Origin of the sequence: Streptomyces sp. B5E4 (genome assembly GCF_039871555.1) — a bacterium.
Taxonomy (GTDB): domain Bacteria; phylum Actinomycetota; class Actinomycetes; order Streptomycetales; family Streptomycetaceae; genus Streptomyces.
Genome location: NZ_JBDPMI010000025.1, coordinates 50,123 through 69,098 on the forward strand (window position 1 = coordinate 50,123; position 18,976 = coordinate 69,098).

Sequence of the window (18,976 nt, forward strand, 5' to 3'; positions counted from 1 at the left end):
CGCCCCCTCCGCCTTCGCGTAAGGTCACCTGCGACCGCGACAGGGAGCCAGCGTGATCCGATTCGACAACGTCACCAAGATGTACCCCAAGCAGAACCGCCCCGCGCTCCAGGACGTCTCGCTGGAGATCGAGCGCGGCGAGTTCGTGTTCCTCGTGGGGTCCTCCGGCTCCGGCAAGTCCACGTTCCTGCGGCTCATCCTGCGCGAGGAGCGGACCACCCACGGCCAGGTGTACGTGCTCGGCAAGGATCTCGCGCGGCTGTCCAACTGGAAGGTGCCGCAGATGCGGCGCCAGTTGGGCACGGTCTTCCAGGACTTCCGGCTGCTGCCGAACAAGACCGTTGCGGAGAACGTCGCGTTCGCCCTCGAAGTGATCGGCAAGCCCCGCGGCCAGATCCGTAAGACGGTCCCCGAAGTGCTCGACCTCGTGGGTCTGGCCGGCAAGGGCGACCGGATGCCCGGCGAGCTGTCCGGCGGTGAGCAGCAGCGCGTCGCCGTCGCGCGGGCGTTCGTCAACCGGCCGATGCTCCTCATCGCGGACGAGCCGACGGGCAACCTCGACCCGCAGACCTCGGTCGGCATCATGAAGCTGCTCGACCGCATCAACAGGACCGGTACCACAGTGATCATGGCCACGCATGATCAGCAGATCGTCGACCAGATGCGCCGGCGCGTCATCGAACTCGAGTCGGGGCGGCTGGTCCGCGACCAGTCGCGCGGTGTCTACGGATACCAGCACTGAGCTGCTGCCCCCGGAGCTGAAAGGACGGGCATGCGCGCCCAGTTCGTCTTCTCGGAGATCGGTGTCGGTCTCCGCCGCAACCTGACGATGACCTTCGCGGTGATCGTCTCCGTGGCCCTGTCACTGGCCCTGTTCGGGGCCTCCTGGCTCATGGGCAAGCAGGTCGACACCATGAAGGGCTACTGGTACGACAAGGTCAACGTCTCCATCTTCTTCTGCAATGAAGTGGACGCCGAGACCTCGCCCAACTGTGAGAAGGGCGCGGTCACGGCGGAGCAGAAGAAGGAGATCCAGGACGACCTGAAGGCCCTCGACGTCGTCGAGAGCGTCCAGTACGAGTCCAGCGAAGAGGCGTACACGCACTACAAGGAGCAGTTCGGCGACTCGCCGCTGGCCTCCTCCCTCACGCCGGACCAGATGCAGGAGTCCTTCCGCGTCAAGCTGACGGACCCCGAGCGGTACGAGGTCATCACCAGCGCCTTCGCCGACAGACCGGGCGTACAGGAGGTACAGGACCAGCGCAACGTGCTGGAGAGCCTGTTCAACCTGCTCAACGGCATGACGTATGCGGCCATCGGTGTGATGGCGCTGATGCTCGTCGTGGCGATCATGCTGATCGTCAACACCGTCCGGGTGTCGGCGTTCAGCAGACGCCGGGAGACCGGGATCATGCGGCTGGTGGGCGCGTCCAGCGTCTACATCCAGTTGCCGTTCATCGTCGAGGCCGCCGTCGCCGGACTGATCGGCGCGAGCTTCGCGGCCGTGCTGCTGGTCGGCGGCAAGCACTTCCTGATCGACAACTGGCTCGCCGACAAGATCTTGTTGATCAACTTCATCGGCTGGGACGAAGTCATCCGGGTGCTGCCCCTCGTCGTCGCGATCGGGCTGCTCATGCCGGGCATCGCCGCGTTCTTCGCGCTGCGCAAGTACCTCAAGGTCTGACAATCGGGGCGGGTGTGGCGTAGGCCACGTGCGTGCAGTGGAGGGGTCAACTCCCCCTGCCGCACCCGCCGCTGTCCTACACTCAGCGGCATGTCGGGCTCGTCTGACAGCGACAGGCCCCGCAGCGCCTTCCGCCGCGGGGCCTCCCTGACGTTGGTCTTCGTCAGCGTCCTGGCCACCGGCGCCGCCACCGGGTCCTGGCCCGGCGAGGCCGAGCGCCCGCCCAAGGTGCTCACCGGCCACGTCGCCGGAGAGCGGGTCTACGAGCCGCGGGCAGGCGAGGACGGCACCGCGGAGTCCGCGAGTGAGCTGGTCAGCCGCAGCGGAGACCGCTGGTCGACGGCGTACAGCGCGCGTGAGTACGAGTCGCTGCAGCAGATGCTGGCGGGCAAGTACGTCGGCGTCGGGCTGTGGATCAAGACCGACGAGGCCGGCCGGATGGAGATCGCCCAGGTGGGCGAGGACAGCCCGGCCGCCGAGGCTGGCATCCGCACCGGCGACATGCTGCGCGCCGTCGACGGCACCCCGGTCGCGGGCCTTCCCGTCACCGAGGTCGTCGCGCTGCTGCGCGGCGAGGAGCTGGGCGAGGGGGCGCGCGGAAGCACGGTGGTGCTTGCGCTGCAGCGCGGCGAGCGGCGCTGGGCGCGGCCGGTGCGCCGGGTGGAGCTGAAGACCGAGCCCGTGACCGTGCGGCAGAACAAGCCCGAGGGCGACGGCGCCGCGGCCCCGGTGATCCGGGTGGAGAGCTTCACCCGCGGCAGCGGCGCGGAGGTGCGCCGGGCCGCGGCGGAGGCCCGCGGCAGCGACGGCCTCATCCTCGACCTGCGGGGCAACTCCGGCGGCCTGGTCGTGGAGGCCGTCGAGGCGGCGTCGGGCTTCCTCGACGACGGGGTGGTGGCGACGTACGACCTGGAGGGCCGCCAGCAGGCGCTGTACGCGAGACCGGGCGGAAACACCAGGACGCCGCTGGTCGTCCTCGTGGACAGCGGCACGATGAGCAGCGCCGAGCTGCTGGCCGGGGCGCTGCAGGACCGCGGCCGCGCCGTGGTCGTCGGCAGCCGCACCTTCGGCAAGGGCTCGGTGCAGATGCCGCGGGCCCTGCCGGACGGCTCGGTCGCCGAGCTGACGGTCGGCGAGTACCGCACCCCGGCCGGGCGCAGCCTGGAGGGCGTCGGTGTCACCCCGGACCTGGACCTGGCCGTCACCGGCGACCGGGACGCCGAGGAGGAGGCCCGGACGGTTTTGAGTGGCCTCGGGAGCGGCGTCTAGGCGACAATGGCCCGGCTATGGGTAAAGACACGGGTCGCAAGCTGATCGCGCAGAACAAGAAGGCGCGGCACGACTACCTCATCCTCGACACGTACGAGGCGGGGCTCGTGCTGACCGGTACCGAGGTCAAGTCGCTCCGCCAGGGACGGGCCTCGCTCGCCGACGGCTTCGCGCACCTCGACGGCGGTGAGATCTGGCTGCACAACGTGCACATCCCGGAATACTCGCAGGGTACGTGGACGAACCACACCGCGCGCCGCAAGCGCAAGCTCCTGCTGCACCGCGCCGAGATCGACAAGCTGATCGGCAAGACGCAGGAGACCGGGCTGACGATCGTGCCGCTGGCGCTGTACTTCAAGGACGGCCGGGCCAAGGTCGAGATCGCGCTCGCGCGCGGCAAGCGGGAGTACGACAAGCGGCAGGCGCTGCGCGAGAAGCAGGACAACCGCGAGGCGCAGAAGGCGATCTCCGCGGCCCGCCGGAGGTTCCGCGGCTGACCTGCGCGGACGGGGCCGTACGGGGGTGGAACACGGTGGCACGCGGCGCCGTTCTTCCAGTAGGCTGTCAGTAGCGGCTCCTCGCGGGCTGCGCACCTTGAAAACACCACATGGGGATGATCGGTTTCGACAGCGGCTGTCGGAACAGGGGAAGCGAGCCGAGGAAGCGGCCATGATCTCGGAAACCACAGGCCGAAACAAATAATCGCCAACACCAAGCGCGATTCCTTCGCCCTCGCTGCATAAGTAGCGACTTGCGAAGTGTCAGCCCGGGGCTGTTCCCGACCCGGATCCTGGCATCAGCTAGGGGACTCCACTACTAGACCCGGTCACGGGGTGTAGTAGGACAAACCACAGTGACTGAGCCCGTCGGAGACTTGTCCGCGTGATCTCCGGGGCTGAGAAAAACGTAGCGGACTGCGCTCGGAGAAGTCCTGTCCCTGCACCGTTGGACGCGGGTTCGATTCCCGCCATCTCCACGAAGGCGAAAGGCGACGTGTGCCCGCGGAAAGCGCGGGCCGCGTCGCCTTCGTCGTTTCTGCGCGGCTGCGCCGCGCCTGGCGGGGGCTTCGCCCCCGCACCCCCTCAGGGCGAGCGGTGACGTGTGCCCGCGGAAAGCGCGGGCCGGGTCGCCTTCGTCGTTTCTGCGCGGCTGCGCCGCGCCTGGCGGGGGCTTCGCCCCCGCACCCCTTCCCGGGGTGGGCCGGCGTCGTTCTATCCCCGGATGTGGTCCATCAGGTGGGTCAGCAGGTTCGGTGCGACCTGTGTGCGGCGGTACAGGAGTGCCGGTGGGGACGTGGACTGACCGACCGCGTGCGGGCCGGCGCGTACCTTCGGTGCCGCCCTCGCCAGCGTGACGCAGAACCCCGGGTCCTCCACCCGGCTCTCGTGGAAGTCCGCCGCGGACACCGCGTAGAAGGAGCCGGGACCCAGCGACCGCTCCTCCGTCACGTCCAACTCCGCCATGTGCTCCGTGCGTTTGAGCGCGACCTGCCGCCCCGCGCGCTCCGCCCGGTACAGCGGGCCCCGCAACCCTCCCGGCGCGGCACCGAACAGGCGGTTGCGTAGTTCTCCGTCGACGACGAGGCTTTCGAGCGCGTACGCATGCCGGTGGACGGGAAACGCCGGTTGCGCCGTGCGCCGGTCGCCGCGCGGCCAGCAATGCAGCATGTACCGGCGGCGCCATGCGTCCACGGCCAGGTCGAGGCGGAAGAATCCCAGCGGATGCCACAGGGCAGGGAGCCGGGTGGGGTCCAGTCGTTCGGCCAGTTCCCCGAGGGCGGCGACGGTCTTGTCCCCGTCCTGGTCGTCGTAGGCCGCGGCGAGCGCGGGGATGACGGACTCGTCGCCGGACATCGAGGGCTCCGCGGGGCGTGGGGGAGTGGACCGTCGGTCTGGGGCGCGTTCAATATGCAAGTAGTTCTCCGCCCGGGGCAATGGCGCTCGGTGGCGGACCGATCGCTTTCGGACGGCCGCGGATGGCTGGTCAGAGCGGGGGCGGGGTGTCCGGAAGGCGTTCGATGGCCAGCAGCGCCGCGTCGTCGGCCAACTGCCGGCCGGCGTGCCGCAGCAGGTCCTTGCGCAGGGCCGAGACGAGGTCGTCCAGGCCGTCGTCGGCGTGCCGGGCGGCGCTGGCGGCGAGGGGGAAGTAGACGCCGTTCTCGTCGCGGGCCTCGATGAACCCGTCCGTGTAGAGCAGCAGCCGCTCGCCGGGGCGGAAGTCGATGGTCTGCGGGACCGGCAGCGTGCCGACCAGGCCGCCGAGCCCGATGGGGACGCCGGGCCGGTCGGGCTCGAAGCTGGTGACGATGCCGCCGTCGATGATCAGCGGTTCGGGGTGGCCCAGGTGCACGATCCGGGCGACGGGCTCGTCCGGCGGGATCTCCACCAGCAGGGCGGTGGTGAAGCGCTCGCTGAAGCTCTCCGACGGGTCGTCCCGCTCGATCTCCCGCAGCGCGGTCTCCTCCAGCCGCCCGGCGACCTCGCCGATCGTCGGCTCCCGGTACGCGGCCTCCCGGAAGCACCCGGTCAGCACGGCGGAGACGCCGACGGCGGGCAGTCCTTTCCCCCGTACGTCCCCGATGAGCACCCGGGCGCCGTACGGGGTCTTCAGCGCCTCGTACAGATCCCCGCCGATCTGCGCCTCCGCCTCGGCGGCGAGATAGACGCTGCTCAGGGCGAGCCGGTCTATACGCGCGGGCAGCGGACGCAGCAGGGCGCGCTGCGCGGCCCCGGCCACCGACCTGACCTGCTTGAGCTCCGCCTCGCGGTTCTGCCGGATGGTGGCGGCTGCGATGCTGGCCACCGCCACGCAGGCCAGGGCGGCGAGGATCATGTCGGAGCTGACACGGCCCACGACGCCGTTGGTCACGTCCAGAACCAGGGTCAGGCCTATCACGGCACCGCTGATCACGGCGGTGGTACGTACCGACGTGGTCGCCGCGGCCACGACGGGCGCGGCGCCGAGCAGCGGCGTGGTCCGCAGCCAGGAGGGGGCGGCGAGGTCGACGGCCGCGACGACGACGAGGATCAGCAAGGGGTACAGGACGCACGGAATCGGGGACGCGCCGGGTGCGGCGGAGTCCTCGGCGCCTCCGACATCGCGGCGATGGTCGCCGCGGAGCGGGAGTCGCATGGCGATGGCGTCCTTCGGTTGATTTGTACCTTATGGTCCGATTATCGAGGATAGGTCACGGTAGGGGAGGAGACGCGACCGCGCGACCCGATCGGGGCGCGGGAGGCCGCCGCGGCCGGGTGAGGGCGTGGTCAGTGGGGCGGCGGCCAGTTCCGTGGGGCTGCGAGCGCGGCTCTCGTACGGGCCCGGCGGCTGCCATCCGGAGTACGGCGGCGCCGGCCGAGCCCGGACCCGTGCCCCGCGGCTGCGCGGTCAGGGGTGGCCGGGAGCGGCGCGCAGCGCCAGGGTCTCCGGGGCGATGATCTCGACTTCGCCGCGGGCGTACGTCAGCACGCCGTCCCGCCGGAGTCCGGACAGCGCGCGGTTGAGGGTGACGCGGGTGACGCCGAGGTGGTCGGCCAGGGCCTGCTGACCGCCGGGGAGGGGGACGCGGCGGGAGCGGAGGCGGGCGGCTTCGGCGAGCAGCCAGGCCGCGAGCCGGGCGGGCGCGGGCAGGGTCGCCGCCGCGGTGAAGCGGGTCTGCTGGTCGCGGGCCTGGGCGGCGAGGGTGCGCAGGACGTGGGCGCGCACGGCGGTGGCGTCGTCGACGAGGGCGAGGAAGCCGGCCCGGGGCAGGCTGCGCACGGTGCAGGGGGCGAGGGCGGTGAACGTCGCGGTGTGCCCGCGGTCGTCGATCACCGCGACCTTGTCCAGCGCACACGGCCCCGCCCACGCCCCGACCCGTACCACCCGGCCGCCCGCGGACACGACGGTGGCGGCGACCCGGCCGTCGAGCAGGAGAAGCAGGTGCCCGGCGGGGTCCCCGGCGGTGCGCAGGACCTCCCCGGCGGCGTAGCGCCGCGGGAGGGAGGCGTGCCAGAGGGTGCGCAGGCGGTCCGGGGGGAGGTCACGGAGCAGCGGCACGCCCCGGAGCGCGGCGAACGCCCCGGGCCGGGGGTCCGGCGCCGGTGTATCGGGTGATACAGATCCCCTCACGCCCCCGACCGTACCGTCGCCGCCATGCTCGTACTCGAACTGTCCTTCACCCCCGCCCCCGCCCGCCTCGCCGCCCGGCCCGCCCACCGCGACCGGCTCGCCCGGCTGCACCGCGACAAGGTCCTCCTCGCCGCCGGTCCCTGGGCCGACGACTCCGGAGCCCTCCTCGTCTTCGACGCGACCCGCGACCGGCTCGACGCGCTCATGGCCGACGATCCGTACTACCGCACCCCCGGCGTCCGGGTCGTCGGGGTCCGCGAGTGGATCCCCGTCGTCGCCCCTTGACCTCGACCTTGGTTCAACGGCCACGCTGGCGGCGTGACCCGCCCCCTCGTGCCACGCGCCTACCGCCCCGTGCTCGCGCACCCCCGGCTGCGCCGGCTGCTTCCCGCCTTCGTGGCCTCGGACTTCGGCGGCGGCATGAGCATGGTCGCCGTGGCGTGGCTGGCCCTCCTCATCGCCCCGGACGGCCGCGAGGGCCTGCTCGTCGGGGCCGCGCTCGCGGCGTACGCGTTGCCGGGGGCGGCGGGCGTGCTGCTGCTCGGGCGGTGGCTGCGGAAGCTGCCCGCGCGTCGGCTGCTCATGGCCAACTGCGCCCTGCGCGGCACCCTGTTGGGATGCGTCCCGCCGGCCTGGGCCCTCGGGGTCCTGGACCCCGTGACGTACGTCGTGCTGCTCGGCTGCTCCTCAGTGCTGACCGCCTGGGGCAACGCGGGCAAGTTCACGCTGGTCGGCGAGCTGCTGCCGGAGCAGCACCGGCTGGCCGCCAACGCCCTGCTCGGCGCCAGCATGTCCACCAGCATCGTCGCCGGTCCCGCGGTGGCCGGGTTCCTCGCCACGGCCGTCAGCCCGGCGTGGGTCATCGGCCTGGACGCGCTGACCTACGCGGTCCTCGCCGTGCAGACCGCGCGGCTCGGTCCCGGCGGCGAGGAGCGCCCGGACGCGGCGGACCGGCCCGCCGGCCGCGGGCTGCGGCTCCTCGCCGGACAGCGCGAACTTCTCGCGATCCTCATCCTCACCTGGCTCTTCTTCGCCCTCTACGGCCCCGTCGAGGTCGCGCTCCCGCTCTACGTCACCGGTGTGCTCGGCGGCGACGCCGGGCTGCTCGGCCTGTTCTGGACCGCCTTCGGCGTCGGCGCGGTCGTCGGCGGGCTGACGGCCGGCGCGCTGCGGCGGCTGCCGCTGTGGCCGGTGACGCTCGGCATCGTCGCGGGCTGGGGTGCGACGCTGCTGCTGCCGTACGGGCTCGGAGCCGGGACCGCCGCGGCGATGGCCTGCTTCGCGCTGGGCGGCGCGGTGTACGGACCGTACCCGGCGCTGTCGTTCACCCTCTTCCAGAACCGCACGCCGGAGGGCTGGCTGACCACGGTGCTCGCGGCGCGCGGCGCGGTGCTGCTCACGTCGACGCCGGTCGGGGCGGCGCTCGGCGGGCCGCTGGTCGCGGCGTTCGGGGCGCGGGCGGTGCTGGCGGGGTCGGGGGCGGCGACGGTGGGGGTGGCGGTGGTGGGAGCGGGGGCGTGGCTGGCGTCGCGGGGGGCGCGGTCCGTAGCGGAGGCGGGTGACGGGGCGGACGGCGACGTGCCGGACGACGGGCCGGACGACGACGGGGCGCGGGGCGACGGGGCGCGGGCCTCGGCATGACCCCGCCCCGGGGCAGCCCTCAGCCCGCGGTCAGCACCTCCCGCAGCCGCTCGTACGTCGGCGCCAGCCGCCGCAGCACCGCCGCCGTCGCGGCCCCGTCGCCCCGCACCAGCGGATACTGCACCGCCCCCAGCAGCCGTGCCTGCTCCTCCAGCACCCCCGCGGCCCCGACGAGCCCCGCCCGCCGCACGTACGCCGACGCATCCGCGAGCCGGCGCGCCCCGACCCGTACCGCGAAGCCCTCCAGCAGCCCCCGCACCCCGGCGTCCAGCCCCGCCCCGGCCTCGGCCGCCAGCCGCTCCAGCGCCTTGGCCCCGCCCACCGTCCCCGGCGGTACCGCCCGGTCCGCGCGCCCCGCGAGCCACGCCGCCGCCCCCGGCAGCGCGGCCCGTACCGCGTCCTCGGCCGTGACCGTACGGATCCGCTCGAAGCCCGCCCGCATCACATACGGCTCCGCCGTGTAGTCCACCGCCTCCGCCCGCCAGGACGCCAGGAACTCGTCGACCGGCAGCGTCGCGTAGGGGTGGCCGTGCGGGTCGTGCAGGAGCACCGCCTCGTCGTCGGCGGCCAGCACGACGACGTAGTGGTCGTTGCCGCCGGCCGACGGGCCCCACGGGGTGCCCGGGTGGTACAGCAGCAGGCCCATGTCGACCGGCCCGACCAGCACCGGCCCCCGCGCGCACGCCGCCCGCAGCCGTGCCATCGCCTCGTCGGCGGAGCCGCCCGAGGTGTGGTCGCAGCGCAGGCCGAGCAGGGGGACGGCGTCGTCGAGGCCGATCTCGGGGTCCCAGCCGTACGGGTCGAAGAGCGGGGCGGTGCCGCCGAGGAGCTGGACGCCGAAGGGCGAGCCGGTGAGGGTCTCCACGAGAGCGGCGGCGGGGTGCGGAGCGGGGCCGGGCAGGCACATGACGAGGGAGTCGGCGTAGCAGTAGGGGCCGGAGCCCGTGTAGTCGGTCATGAGCCCAGGCAACGCCCTGACACGGGGGGAGAGTCCAGCCCGGCCGGCGCTACGGGGCGGCCGCCGCGGTGTCCGTCGACGGCACCCGGCCGAGCAGCGTCACCGCGACCGCGCCCAGTGCCAGCGCACCGCCGAGCCACAGCACCGACCGCGTACCGAAGCCGTCCACCATCCGGCCGCCCGTGAACGCCCCGAGGGCGATGGCCCCGTTGAACACGGCCACGAACAGCGACGTCGCACCCTCCCGCGCCCGCGGGGCGGCCAGGCCCAGCCACGTCTGCGTACTCACGGACACCCCTCCGTACGCCAGCCCCCACACGACCAGCAGCACCGCCGCACCCGCCACCGACAGCCCGAGCAGCGGCAGGAGCAGCAGGGAGGCGGTCAGCACGGCGCCGATCACCAGCACGGTGCCGCGCAGCCGCCGGCCCACCCGGGCGCCGGCCGCGAAGTTGCCGGCGATACCGGCGATTCCGTACACCAGCAGGAGGGTGCCGATCATCGAGGCCCCGACGCCCGAGAGGTCCTCCAGGAGGGGACGCACATAGGTGTACGCGGCGAAGTGCCCCGTCACCAGCAGGAAGACCACCGCGAGCCCGGTGGCCACCCGGCCGTCGCGGACCAGCAGGGCCACCCCGCCGAGCGCGACCGCCTCCGCGGCGGGCAGCGACGGCAGCAGCAGGGCCATGGCGGCGCTCACGAGCAGCGCCAGCCCGCCGACGGCGAGGAACGCGGCGCGCCAGCCGAGGAGTTCACCGAGGTACGCGCCCGCCGGCACGCCCACGACCGAGGCGACCGCGACGCCGCTGAAGATCAGGGAGGTCGCCGCCCCGACGGCCGCGGCGGGCACCAGCCGCACGCCCAGCCCGCCCGCGAGGGACCAGACGCCGCCGAGCCCGACGCCGACGAGGACGCGGGCCCCGATCATGACGGCGAAGTCCGGCGACCAGGCGGCGAGCGCGTTGGCCGCGGCCAGGAGCACCATCAGCGAGCAGAGGACGAGCCGCCGGTCGAGCCGGCCGACCGCGGCGGTGACCAGCGGGGCGGAGAGGGCGGCGACCAGGCCGGTGACGGTGAGGGTGAGTCCTGCCGTGCCTTCGCTGACGTCCAGCGAACCGCTGATGGGGGTGAGCAGGCCGACCGGCAGCATCTCGGAGGTGACCACCGTGAAGGTGCCGGCGGCCACGGTCGCCACCGCGGGCCACCCGCCGGTGGCGGAGGCTCTCGTGGGCGTGGGTGCGGACAGCTCGTCGACTTTTGCCATGACGTCAGCCAAGCCCGGCGGGCGGGAGGGGAACAAGCGCGAAGTGCTCATGCTTCTATGAGGTGGGCTCATGGAAGGCGGTGCGTGACGGCGCCGCGGTGAAGGGCGGCGGCGGATGGCGAGCGCAGGTCAGAGGGGTGAGGGCGGAGATCCGGCCGCGGTGGGCGGGGTGGAGATCCGCGAGCTGGAGTGCTTCCTGGTCCTCGCGGAAGAGCTGCACTTCGGACGTACCGGCGAACGGCTGTACGTTTCCCAGGGCCGGGTCAGCCAGCTCATCCGCGCGCTGGAACACCGCATCGGCGCCCGCCTCGTGGACCGCACCAGCCGCCGGGTCGCCCTCACCCCGGCGGGCGAGGACTTCCTCGCCGCCCTCCGCCCGGCGTACGCGGCGCTGCGCGCGGCCGTCGACGACGCCCGGGCGGCGGCGCTGGGGGTGGGCGGGCCGCTGCGGATCGGGTTCCAGGGGGTGGTGGGGTACGGATTCGTGGACGCGGTCGGGGAATTCGAGGACCGGCACCCGGGGTGCGCCACGCGCCTCACCGAACTCCCGCTGTCGGACCCCTTCGGGGCGCTGCACCGCGACGAGGTGGACGCGGCGGTGGTGCTGCTGCCGATGGCGGAACCGGGGCTGGTGCTGGGGCCGGTCTTCTCGGTGCAGCCCCAGTACGCGGCGGTCTCGCGGCGGCACGACTTCGCCGCGCGCCCGGAGGTGGACGCCGAGGACCTGGCCGGGGCCGAGCTGATAGGCGTGGCGGCCCCGGCCCCGCCGTACTGGCGCGAGGCCCAGGCCCCGACGCACACCCCGTCGGGTGCGCCGGTGCCGCGGGGGCCGGAGGTGGGGACGTTGCAGGAGGGGTTGTCGCTGGTGGCGGCGAACCGGGGGGTGATGCTGCTGTGCCGCCCGACGACGGAGCACCATCCGCGGGGGGATGTGGCGTATGTGCGGGTGAGGGGGCTGGGGGAGTCGGCGCTGGGGCTGGTGTGGCGGGAGGGCAGGGAGAGCGCGGCGGTACGGGCGTTGGCGGAGGCGGTGGGGGAGGCGATGAGGGGGGTGGGGTGAGGCGGGGTGGAGGGGATGGGCGCGGCGGGTACGAAGTCGCCGCAACGGCGCCCGCAAACCCGGGAAAAGCGCCCTGGTTGTTGCGGGACATGAGGTCGTTGACGCCTGAGGTCTTCACTTCGTCGTAGCGATGAGTGTCGGAAGAACGCGGTGCTTCTGGGCGTTGCCTCCGGGTGTGAAGATCAGCGAAGCTTCCAGAGTCAGCGGTGTGAGCGCGAGATCCTTGCGGCACTACGAGGACGAGGGCCTGATCGTCCCTGGCCGACTCAGCAATGGGTTCCGCGACTACTGCCCGTCCACTGTCGACCGGGTGCGCGTCATCCGCTCACTGCTGGAGTCCGGGCTGCCCGTGCGGTTGATCAGGGAGTTTCTGCCCAGCCTCACCGACGAATCTGATGCCGGCACGGATGCGGTGTGCGCGGAGTTCCTGCACGAGGTGCAGAGCCATCGAGATCGGCTCGCTGCACGTATCGCGATTCTCAGCGATCAGCAGGCGGCACTCGACGCCTACCTTCGCCAGGCCCGCCGTACTGATCTCTGACCATCACTTGACCCTGACGTAAGTGTCAGGCTCTTACGTTCCGTGCATGGACATCGACGAGCAGCAGCACACCGCCGAGCAGACCGGAAGAGCACTGGTCCAGCGGTCGCACCGGGGACCGAAGGATCTGATCCTCACGACCGATCACCGTCACCCCACCCCGGGCCCCGGCGAGTACCTGATCCGCGTGGGCGCCGCCGGCGTCAACTTCGCTGACGTCATGCAGACCCGTGGAACGTACGGAGGCGGGCCGCAGGCGCCCTACGTGGCGGGCTTCGAGGCCGCCGGCGAGATCGTGGGCGTCGGCCCGGACGTCGAGAGCCCGCTGCAGCTCGGCACCCACGTCGTCGGAGCCGGCCCGGGTGCCTTCGCGCAGTACATGACGATGCCGGCCGCGGGTGTCCTTCCCGTGCCTGCCGGCTGGAGCGACCCCGAAGCTCTCGGTCTCGTGCTGAACTGGGCCACCGCCCTGGCAGCGCTGAAGCCGTTGGGCGAGATCAAGACGAGTGACGTGGTGCTCGTTCATGCCGCGGCCGGAGGTGTGGGGCAGGCCGCCGTTCGCCTTGCCCGCCACTACGGTGCGCGCGTTGTCGCGACGGCGTCACCAGCGAAGCATGACACCGTCAAAGCGCTCGGCGCCGACGAGGTCCTGGACAGCCGACGCCCTGAGCTGGCTGCGGAGATCACCCGCCTGACCGGCGGGGTCGACCTGGTCCTGGAATCGGTGGGAAAGGCCACGTTCAAGACCAGCTTGTCGGTCACCAAACCCTTCACCGGACGCGTCGTCGTCTTCGGTGCCGCTTCCGGCGATGCCGCAGTGACCACACACGATCTGGTCTTCACCCACCAGGTCCAGGTCAAGGGTCTGCACATCGGTGCGCTGGCGGTCGCGACCCCGTCCGTCTACCAGTCGTTGCTCGTCGAGATCGAGGCGCTCATCGCCCACGGCGTGTACCCGCCCGGTACCCCCCACGTCCATCCCCTGGCAGAGGGGCCCGCAGTGCTGCACCAACTCGAAGCGGGCCAGACCCGGGGCAAACTCGCCCTCGATCCCTGGCGCTAGGAACGCCTGTGCTTCACCGCAATGCTCCGCCGTCCCCGAGGAGCGGCTGCCACTCGTGCAGCGTTGCCGTTGCCCTTGACGGCGGACGGAGGCCCGCACACTCAGGAGATGGGCGGCCCGGTGGGTCACCGGGCTGCGCCCGGCACCCTCCGGGGCTGCGCCGGGCGCCCCGCCAGGGGCTGCGTCTCCGTGCCCCCGCGGAGTCGGGCCCCGGATCCCGCGGGACTGCCGCATCCGGAGCGAGGCTGCGCCCCCGCACCCCCGCCGGGGGCTGTGCCCCGAATCAACCGGGGCTGTGCCCCGCACCTCCTTGGCGCTCCGCTCCCGCACCTCCGCGGCCCCGCCGGTAGCCTCGCAGGTGACCGGCCCCCCGTAACCGGTCACCGACTGCGCGCCCCCTACCTGATGTTCCTCGTGTCCGCCTCCACCTCCGCCAAGTACTCCTCCCTCGTCACCGGCCGCCCCCGCACCCCCGGCCGCCGCTCCCACGGCCTCGGGCCCTCCGGCCTCCGGTACTCCACCCCCAGCGCCTCCAACCGGCCCAGGTGGTGCGCCAGTCGCTCCGCGAAGCCCGCCCCGTCCCGCGACTCCGCGCACCACACCGTCTCCGCGAACGCGCTCATCCGTGGGAACGCCTGGTAGTCCAGCGCCCGGACGTTGTCGATCGCCTCGGTCCACAGGCCGCACTGCGCGCCGATGACCAGATCCGCCGCCGGGGTGCCGCGCAGTTCCTCCGGGACCGGTTCGAAGGCGTAGACCTCCTCGATCGGCAGGACGGTGCCCACCGGGACCGGTTCGTCCGCCGAGTCCGAGGCGCGGTAGTCGAGGTAGACCTGGCGGGCCGGGCTGGTGATCACCTGGTGGCCCTCGCGGGCCGCCCGCACCGCGCCGTGGTGGTCGCGCCACGACACGATCGTCGCGGCCGGCGGCAGGCCCCCCTCCAGGATCTCGTCCCAGCCGAGCAACTGCCGTCCGCGCGCCTCCAGATGGTCCGAGACCTGCCGGATGAACCAGCTCTGCAGCTCGTCCTCGTTGCGCAGCCCCAGCTCCGCCATCCGCGCCTGCGCCGCGGGGCTCGCCTTCCACTGGTCCTTCGGGCACTCGTCGCCGCCGACGCAGATGATCGGGCTGGGGAACAGCTCGATCACCTCGTCGAAGACGTTCCGTACGAAGTCCAGCGTCCCGTCCGAGACGTTGAGGATGTCCGACTTCACGCCCCAGCCGGTCGCCACCTCCAACTGCGCGCCCGTGTTGCCCAGTTCGGGGTACGCCGTGAGGGCGGCCTGCGTGTGTCCGGGCACGTCGACTTCCGGCACGACGAGGATGTGCCGCGCCGCCGCGTACGCGACGATCTCGCGGATGTCGTCCTGCGTGTAGTAGCCGCCGTGCGGGCGGCCGTCGCCCGTCTCGTTCCAGCCCGGCTTCGACTCCGTGCGCCAGGAGCCGATCTCCGTCAGCCGCGGGTAGCGCTTGATCTCCAGGCGCCAGCCCTGGTCGTCGGTGAGGTGGAAGTGGAGCACGTTCAGCTTGTGCAGCGCCATCTGGTCGATCACGCGCAGCACGTCGCGCTTGGTGAAGAAGTGCCTGGCCACGTCCAGCAGCACGCCCCGCCACGCGAACCGCGGCCGGTCCTCGATCTCGACGCAGCCCAGTTCCCACGGGCCCTCGTCGAGTGCCGTACGGCGCAGGGTGTCCGGCGGCAGGAGCTGGCGCAGCGTCTGCACGCCGTAGAAGGCGCCGGCCGCGCCGCCCGCGGCGATGCGGATGCCGTCGGGGGCGATCGTCAGGCGGTACGACTCCGGCCCCGCACCCGGGTCCGCGGCCAGGTCCGCGGACAGGGCCAGCTCGATCCCGCCTCGTCCCGGCGGCAGCGTGCATCCCGTGCCGGGCAGGAGCTGTTCGCGCAGGACGCGGGCGACCGGGGCGAGCGCCGGATCGGCGACGTGCAGCGGCGTTTCCGGCCCCAGGGCGTACGAGCCGGGGCGGGGGGAGCTGCGCGACGGCGTGGGGATGATCAAGGTCGTTCTCCGTTCGACGGGTTGACGCTGGCGTTCTCCACTCCATATAAAGGGCTCCATCGTAAATATGTAAAGGAGTCCATCGTTAGTCGTGACGGCTGGTGGTGGGCTCGGGAGGGGCGTGGCGCATGGCATCGGCAGCGGAGCTGGGCGGGGATCTGTCCCGGCTGCGGCATCTGAACTCGCTGGCGGTCGTGGACGTCCTGCGCGGCGCCGAGCCGCTCACCCTCACCGCGGTCGCCGAGCGGACCGGCCTGTCCCGGCCGTCGACCAAGGACGTCGTCGGGCAGCTCGTGGAGCTGGGCTGGGTCCAGGAGGTGGGGCCCGCGCAGGGCACCGTCGGGCGGCCCGCGCGGCGGTACCGGTTCCGGGCCGACGCCGGGCACGTCGCCGGCATCGACATCGGCGTACACAGCGTGCGCGCCGCCGTCGCCGACCTCGACGGCACCGTCCACGCCCAGACGCACCGCACCGTCGGCCCCGCCACCCCCGTCGACGACCGCATCGCCGCCGCGGACCTGGCCGTCGCCGACTGCCTGACCGCCGTCGGGCTGCGGCGGGAGGAGCTGTGGGCCGTCGGCGCGGGTACCACGGGCATCGTGGACCGTGCCGGCACCGTGCAGTTCTGCGCCGGCGTCGCCAACTGGACCGGCGTCGATCTCGCCGCCCGTATCGGCGCCCTCTTCCCCTGCGCCGTGCAGATCGACAACGACTCCCGCCTCGCCGCCCTCGCCGAGCTGGAGTGGGGCGTGGCCAAAGGCGTCGACGACACCGTCTTCCTGCACGCCGGCCGGCGCACCGGCGCCGCGCTGGTCGTCGGGGGGCAGGTGCACCGCGGGTTCGGCGGCGTCGCCGGCGAGGTCGGCATGCACCCCGTGACGCACTGGGTCACCGCCGCCTCGTACCTCCACGACTGCCCCGCCGTCCCCCCGGGCGTGCCCAAGAGCGACGCCGCGCGGCACACCTTCGCCGCCGCCCGCGGCGGCGACCCCATCGCCGTGGCGGCCGTCGAGCGCTACTGCGACGACCTGGCGCTGGGCACCTCGGCGATGGTCATGACCCTCGACCCCGAGCTGGTCGTCCTCGGCGGCGCCTTCTCGCGCGCCGCCGACGTGCTGCTGCCGCGGCTGCGGCGGCGGCTGGAGGACGTGTGCCTGCGGGTGCCGGAGCTGCGCGCGTCCGCGCTCGACGAGGAGTGCGTCGCGGTCGGCGCGATCGGGCGGGCCGTGGCCCACCTGGACGGGGAGCTGTTCGGCGGTGCCGCCGGGCAGATCGTCCCGCTGCACGACCTCGCACCCGGCGACGGGAAGACAGCAGAACCCCCAGGCCACCCGGGCGATCAGCGCCACCCGGGCGTGCGGGCCCAGCGGCGCGATCCGGGCGATCAGGGCGCCCCGGGACCTGACCGACCAGCAGGAGGTGCCCGTTGACGACGACGCCCCGCGCCGAGGCGACCGCCGATCCCGTACGGAACGAAGGCGGTGCCCCGCCGACATCCCCGGCCCCCCGGGCCGGCACCGCGCCACCCCCGGTGAGCCCGCTGCGCGCCCTGTGGCGGCGGACCGTCCCCGTACGCTGGCTGGCACCCAGCACCCTGCTCATCGCGGCCGTCATCGTCTTCCCGGCGATCTACATGGTCGGGATGTCCTTCGTCGAGATCAACCGCATCGGCCTGACCGACGGCTTCGCCGGTCTGGAGAACTACCGCAGCCTCTTCGCCGAGGACGAACTCCCCGGCGTCGTCGGCAACACCCTCCTGTGGGTCGTGGTCGTCGTGGGCCTCACGGTCCTCGCCTCCCTCGCCCTCGCGCAGTTCCTCGCCAAGGACTTCTTCGGCCGCCGCTTCGTCCGGCTCGCGCTGATCGTGCCGTGGGCGACGTCCCTGGTGATGACCGCGACCGTCTGGCGCTTCATCTACGAGGGCGGGAACGGCCTGCTCAACCGGCTGCTGATGGATCTGAAAATCCTCGACTCGCCGGTGGACTGGTACAAGGACCCGGACATCGCCTTCTACGCCCTCATGGCGGTCGGGATCGTCACCTCGATCCCCTTCACGGCGTACGTCCTGCTCTCCGGGCTGCAGACCATCCCCGGCGAGCTGATGGAGGCCGCGAAGATCGACGGGGCCGGGCCGTGGACCACCTGGCGCCGGGTGACGCTGCCGATGCTGCGGCCCTCGCTGACGGTCGCGCTCGTGCTCAACATGCTGCATGTCTTCAACGCCTTCGCCCTGATCTGGGTGATCATGGGCAAGACGGCCGGCAACCACGCCGACACCTCCGTCACGTTCATGTACAAGATCGCTTTCACCGGCCGGCTCGACACCGGCGAGGCCGCCGCCCTCGGCGTGCTCAACGTGATCGCGATCAGCCTCCTCATCGCCGTCCTCATCAAGCTGCTCAAGGGCCGCGACCCGCTCGCCCCCGGCAAGGAGCGCAGAGGCGGCGAGGCCGCCGAGGCCCTCGGCCGCCGCACGCGGCTCGCCGCGGCCGCCCTCGCCCGCGGCGTACGTCCCGTGACCGGGCCGCTGGCCGCCGGGTGGCGGCGGGTGCGGCACATCGGGCTGCCGCTCGCGGGGCTCTGCGTCGCGCTGTTCTTCCTCGCGCCGTACGTGGCGATGTTCCTGGGCTCGCTGAAGACCGACGCCGAGCTCTTCCAGGTGCCCGCCGACTACCTGCCCGACGAGTGGGCCTGGTCCAACTACGCGGACGTGTGGGACAAGATCCCGCTCGCGAGCTACTTCAAGGTCAGCCTGATCGTCGCGCTGGTCTCCACGGCCGTGGTGCTGCTGATCGCCGCGCCCGCCGCGTTCATCCTGGCGCGGACGAAGTTCCGCGGCCGGGGCGCGTTCCTCGGGCTGGTGCTGGTCTCCCAGATGTTCCCCGCGGTGGCGCTGCTCATCGGCCTGTACCGGGAGGCGGTGTTCACCGGCGGGATCCACAGCTACTGGTTCATCGTCGCGGTCAACTGCGCCTTCAACATCGCCTTCGCCATCTGGATCCTGCACACCCAGTTCAGCTCCATACCCGTGGAGATAGACGAGGCGGCGATGCTCGACGGGCTCGGGCGCTTCCGGATCATGGTGCGGATGGCGCTGCCGCTCGCGGCCCCCGGGCTCATCACCGTCACCATCTTCACGTTCATCCAGGTCTGGAACGAGTTCGTCATCTCGCTGACGGTCTTCAACGAGCCCACCGAGAACCGGGTGCCGCTCACCGTCGGCGTGCAGCAGTTCGTGGGCCTGTACGAGACGAACTACCAGTACCTCTTCGCCGCCTCCCTGATGGCGATCGTGCCCGCGGTGATCCTGTTCGCGCTCATCGAGCGGTACCTGGTGAGCGGCCTGACGAAGGGCAGCACCAAATGAGCCA

Annotated in this window: 17 protein-coding genes and 1 other RNA gene; 12 read left to right on the top strand and 6 right to left on the bottom strand. The window is 72.6% G+C overall.

The features are described 5' to 3' along the window. Window positions 1-52: 52 nt before the first annotated feature. From ftsE to ssrA, 5 genes are all read left to right on the top strand, one after another. Complete coding sequence (gene ftsE / locus ABGA99_RS26755; RefSeq protein WP_347580081.1) at window positions 53-742, top strand: cell division ATP-binding protein FtsE; 690 nt, start codon at window positions 53-55, stop codon at window positions 740-742. A 30-nt stretch (window positions 743-772) separates the two neighbouring features. After that, window positions 773-1,684, top strand: coding sequence for a permease-like cell division protein FtsX (ftsX, locus tag ABGA99_RS26760; RefSeq protein WP_347580080.1), 912 nt, complete (start codon window positions 773-775; stop codon window positions 1,682-1,684). A gap of 153 nt (window positions 1,685-1,837) precedes the next feature. Then, a complete protein-coding gene (locus ABGA99_RS26765) occupies window positions 1,838-2,953 on the top strand; it encodes a S41 family peptidase (RefSeq protein ID WP_347580115.1) in 1,116 nt (371 codons plus the stop codon). Window positions 2,954-2,970: 17 nt separating this feature from the next. Beyond that, entirely contained in the window at window positions 2,971-3,450 is a 480-nt protein-coding gene (gene smpB / locus ABGA99_RS26770; protein WP_047016032.1) for an SsrA-binding protein SmpB, read from the top strand. A gap of 112 nt (window positions 3,451-3,562) precedes the next feature. Then, window positions 3,563-3,932, top strand: a transfer-messenger RNA (tmRNA) gene (gene ssrA / locus ABGA99_RS26775). A gap of 232 nt (window positions 3,933-4,164) precedes the next feature. Here the strand turns inward: ssrA and ABGA99_RS26780 are convergent. The 3 genes from ABGA99_RS26780 to ABGA99_RS26790 form a co-directional block, all read right to left on the bottom strand. After that, window positions 4,165-4,806 (bottom strand): hypothetical protein, encoded by a 642-nt coding sequence (locus ABGA99_RS26780; RefSeq protein WP_347583603.1) that lies wholly within the window; start codon window positions 4,804-4,806, stop codon window positions 4,165-4,167. Between the two features lie 130 nt (window positions 4,807-4,936). After that, window positions 4,937-6,085, bottom strand: a complete 1,149-nt coding sequence (locus ABGA99_RS26785; protein ID WP_347580078.1) for a PP2C family protein-serine/threonine phosphatase — start codon at window positions 6,083-6,085, stop codon at window positions 4,937-4,939. A gap of 252 nt (window positions 6,086-6,337) precedes the next feature. Then, the gene (locus ABGA99_RS26790; protein ID WP_347580077.1) at window positions 6,338-7,060 is read right to left on the bottom strand and encodes a Crp/Fnr family transcriptional regulator; all 723 of its coding nucleotides are present in this window, start codon (window positions 7,058-7,060) and stop codon (window positions 6,338-6,340) included. Window positions 7,061-7,084: 24 nt separating this feature from the next. Between ABGA99_RS26790 and ABGA99_RS26795 the strand changes: the two genes are divergently transcribed. Both ABGA99_RS26795 and ABGA99_RS26800 read left to right on the top strand, forming a co-directional pair. After that, complete coding sequence (locus ABGA99_RS26795) at window positions 7,085-7,345, top strand: YciI family protein (protein WP_347580076.1); 261 nt, start codon at window positions 7,085-7,087, stop codon at window positions 7,343-7,345. A 33-nt stretch (window positions 7,346-7,378) separates the two neighbouring features. Continuing rightward, entirely contained in the window at window positions 7,379-8,701 is a 1,323-nt protein-coding gene (locus ABGA99_RS26800) for an MFS transporter (RefSeq protein ID WP_347580075.1), read from the top strand. A 19-nt stretch (window positions 8,702-8,720) separates the two neighbouring features. Here the strand turns inward: ABGA99_RS26800 and ABGA99_RS26805 are convergent, their stop codons facing one another. Further along, window positions 8,721-9,659, bottom strand: coding sequence for a hypothetical protein (locus ABGA99_RS26805; RefSeq protein WP_347580074.1), 939 nt, complete (start codon window positions 9,657-9,659; stop codon window positions 8,721-8,723). Window positions 9,660-9,708: 49 nt separating this feature from the next. Beyond that, on the bottom strand, window positions 9,709-10,923 hold the full coding sequence (locus tag ABGA99_RS26810; protein WP_347580073.1) for an MFS transporter: 1,215 nt from the start codon (window positions 10,921-10,923) through the stop codon (window positions 9,709-9,711). A gap of 160 nt (window positions 10,924-11,083) precedes the next feature. Between ABGA99_RS26810 and ABGA99_RS26815 the strand changes: the two genes are divergently transcribed. The 3 genes from ABGA99_RS26815 (at window position 11,084) to ABGA99_RS26825 (ending at window position 13,587) form a co-directional block, all read left to right on the top strand. Next, on the top strand, window positions 11,084-11,983 hold the full coding sequence (locus ABGA99_RS26815; RefSeq protein ID WP_347580072.1) for a LysR family transcriptional regulator: 900 nt from the start codon (window positions 11,084-11,086) through the stop codon (window positions 11,981-11,983). Window positions 11,984-12,158: 175 nt separating this feature from the next. Beyond that, complete coding sequence (locus ABGA99_RS26820) at window positions 12,159-12,524, top strand: MerR family transcriptional regulator (protein WP_347580071.1); 366 nt, start codon at window positions 12,159-12,161, stop codon at window positions 12,522-12,524. A 46-nt stretch (window positions 12,525-12,570) separates the two neighbouring features. After that, a complete protein-coding gene (locus ABGA99_RS26825; protein ID WP_347580070.1) occupies window positions 12,571-13,587 on the top strand; it encodes an NADPH:quinone oxidoreductase family protein in 1,017 nt (338 codons plus the stop codon). Between the two features lie 398 nt (window positions 13,588-13,985). On the opposite strand, the gene ABGA99_RS26830 is transcribed toward ABGA99_RS26825, so the two are convergent. Next, a complete protein-coding gene (locus ABGA99_RS26830) occupies window positions 13,986-15,605 on the bottom strand; it encodes a beta-N-acetylhexosaminidase (RefSeq protein ID WP_347580069.1) in 1,620 nt (539 codons plus the stop codon). A gap of 128 nt (window positions 15,606-15,733) precedes the next feature. Here ABGA99_RS26830 and ABGA99_RS26835 point away from each other — a divergent pair, with 128 nt between their 5' ends. Then, window positions 15,734-17,035 (top strand): ROK family transcriptional regulator, encoded by a 1,302-nt coding sequence (locus ABGA99_RS26835; RefSeq protein WP_347580068.1) that lies wholly within the window; start codon window positions 15,734-15,736, stop codon window positions 17,033-17,035. Continuing rightward, window positions 17,032-18,972 (top strand): ABC transporter permease subunit, encoded by a 1,941-nt coding sequence (locus ABGA99_RS26840; protein WP_347583604.1) that lies wholly within the window; start codon window positions 17,032-17,034, stop codon window positions 18,970-18,972. Before ABGA99_RS26835 ends, ABGA99_RS26840 begins: the two co-directional genes overlap by 4 nt. The last annotated feature ends 4 nt before the right edge of the window (window positions 18,973-18,976 follow it).

What these genes read in the sequence shown, in the direction of transcription:
- smpB (WP_047016032.1), top strand. Translation starts at nt 2,971, where the DNA reads ATGGGTAAAGACACGGGTCGCAAGCTGATCGCGCAGAACAAGAAGGCG.
- ftsX (WP_347580080.1), top strand. Translation starts at nt 773, where the DNA reads ATGCGCGCCCAGTTCGTCTTCTCGGAGATCGGTGTCGGTCTCCGCCGC.
- ABGA99_RS26805 (WP_347580074.1), bottom strand. Translation starts at nt 9,659, where the DNA reads ATGACCGACTACACGGGCTCCGGCCCCTACTGCTACGCCGACTCCCTC.
- ABGA99_RS26835 (WP_347580068.1), top strand. Translation starts at nt 15,734, where the DNA reads ATGGCATCGGCAGCGGAGCTGGGCGGGGATCTGTCCCGGCTGCGGCAT.
- ABGA99_RS26825 (WP_347580070.1), top strand. Translation starts at nt 12,571, where the DNA reads ATGGACATCGACGAGCAGCAGCACACCGCCGAGCAGACCGGAAGAGCA.
- ABGA99_RS26780 (WP_347583603.1), bottom strand. Translation starts at nt 4,806, where the DNA reads ATGTCCGGCGACGAGTCCGTCATCCCCGCGCTCGCCGCGGCCTACGAC.
- ABGA99_RS26810 (WP_347580073.1), bottom strand. Translation starts at nt 10,923, where the DNA reads ATGGCAAAAGTCGACGAGCTGTCCGCACCCACGCCCACGAGAGCCTCC.
- ABGA99_RS26795 (WP_347580076.1), top strand. Translation starts at nt 7,085, where the DNA reads ATGCTCGTACTCGAACTGTCCTTCACCCCCGCCCCCGCCCGCCTCGCC.
- ABGA99_RS26785 (WP_347580078.1), bottom strand. Translation starts at nt 6,085, where the DNA reads ATGCGACTCCCGCTCCGCGGCGACCATCGCCGCGATGTCGGAGGCGCC.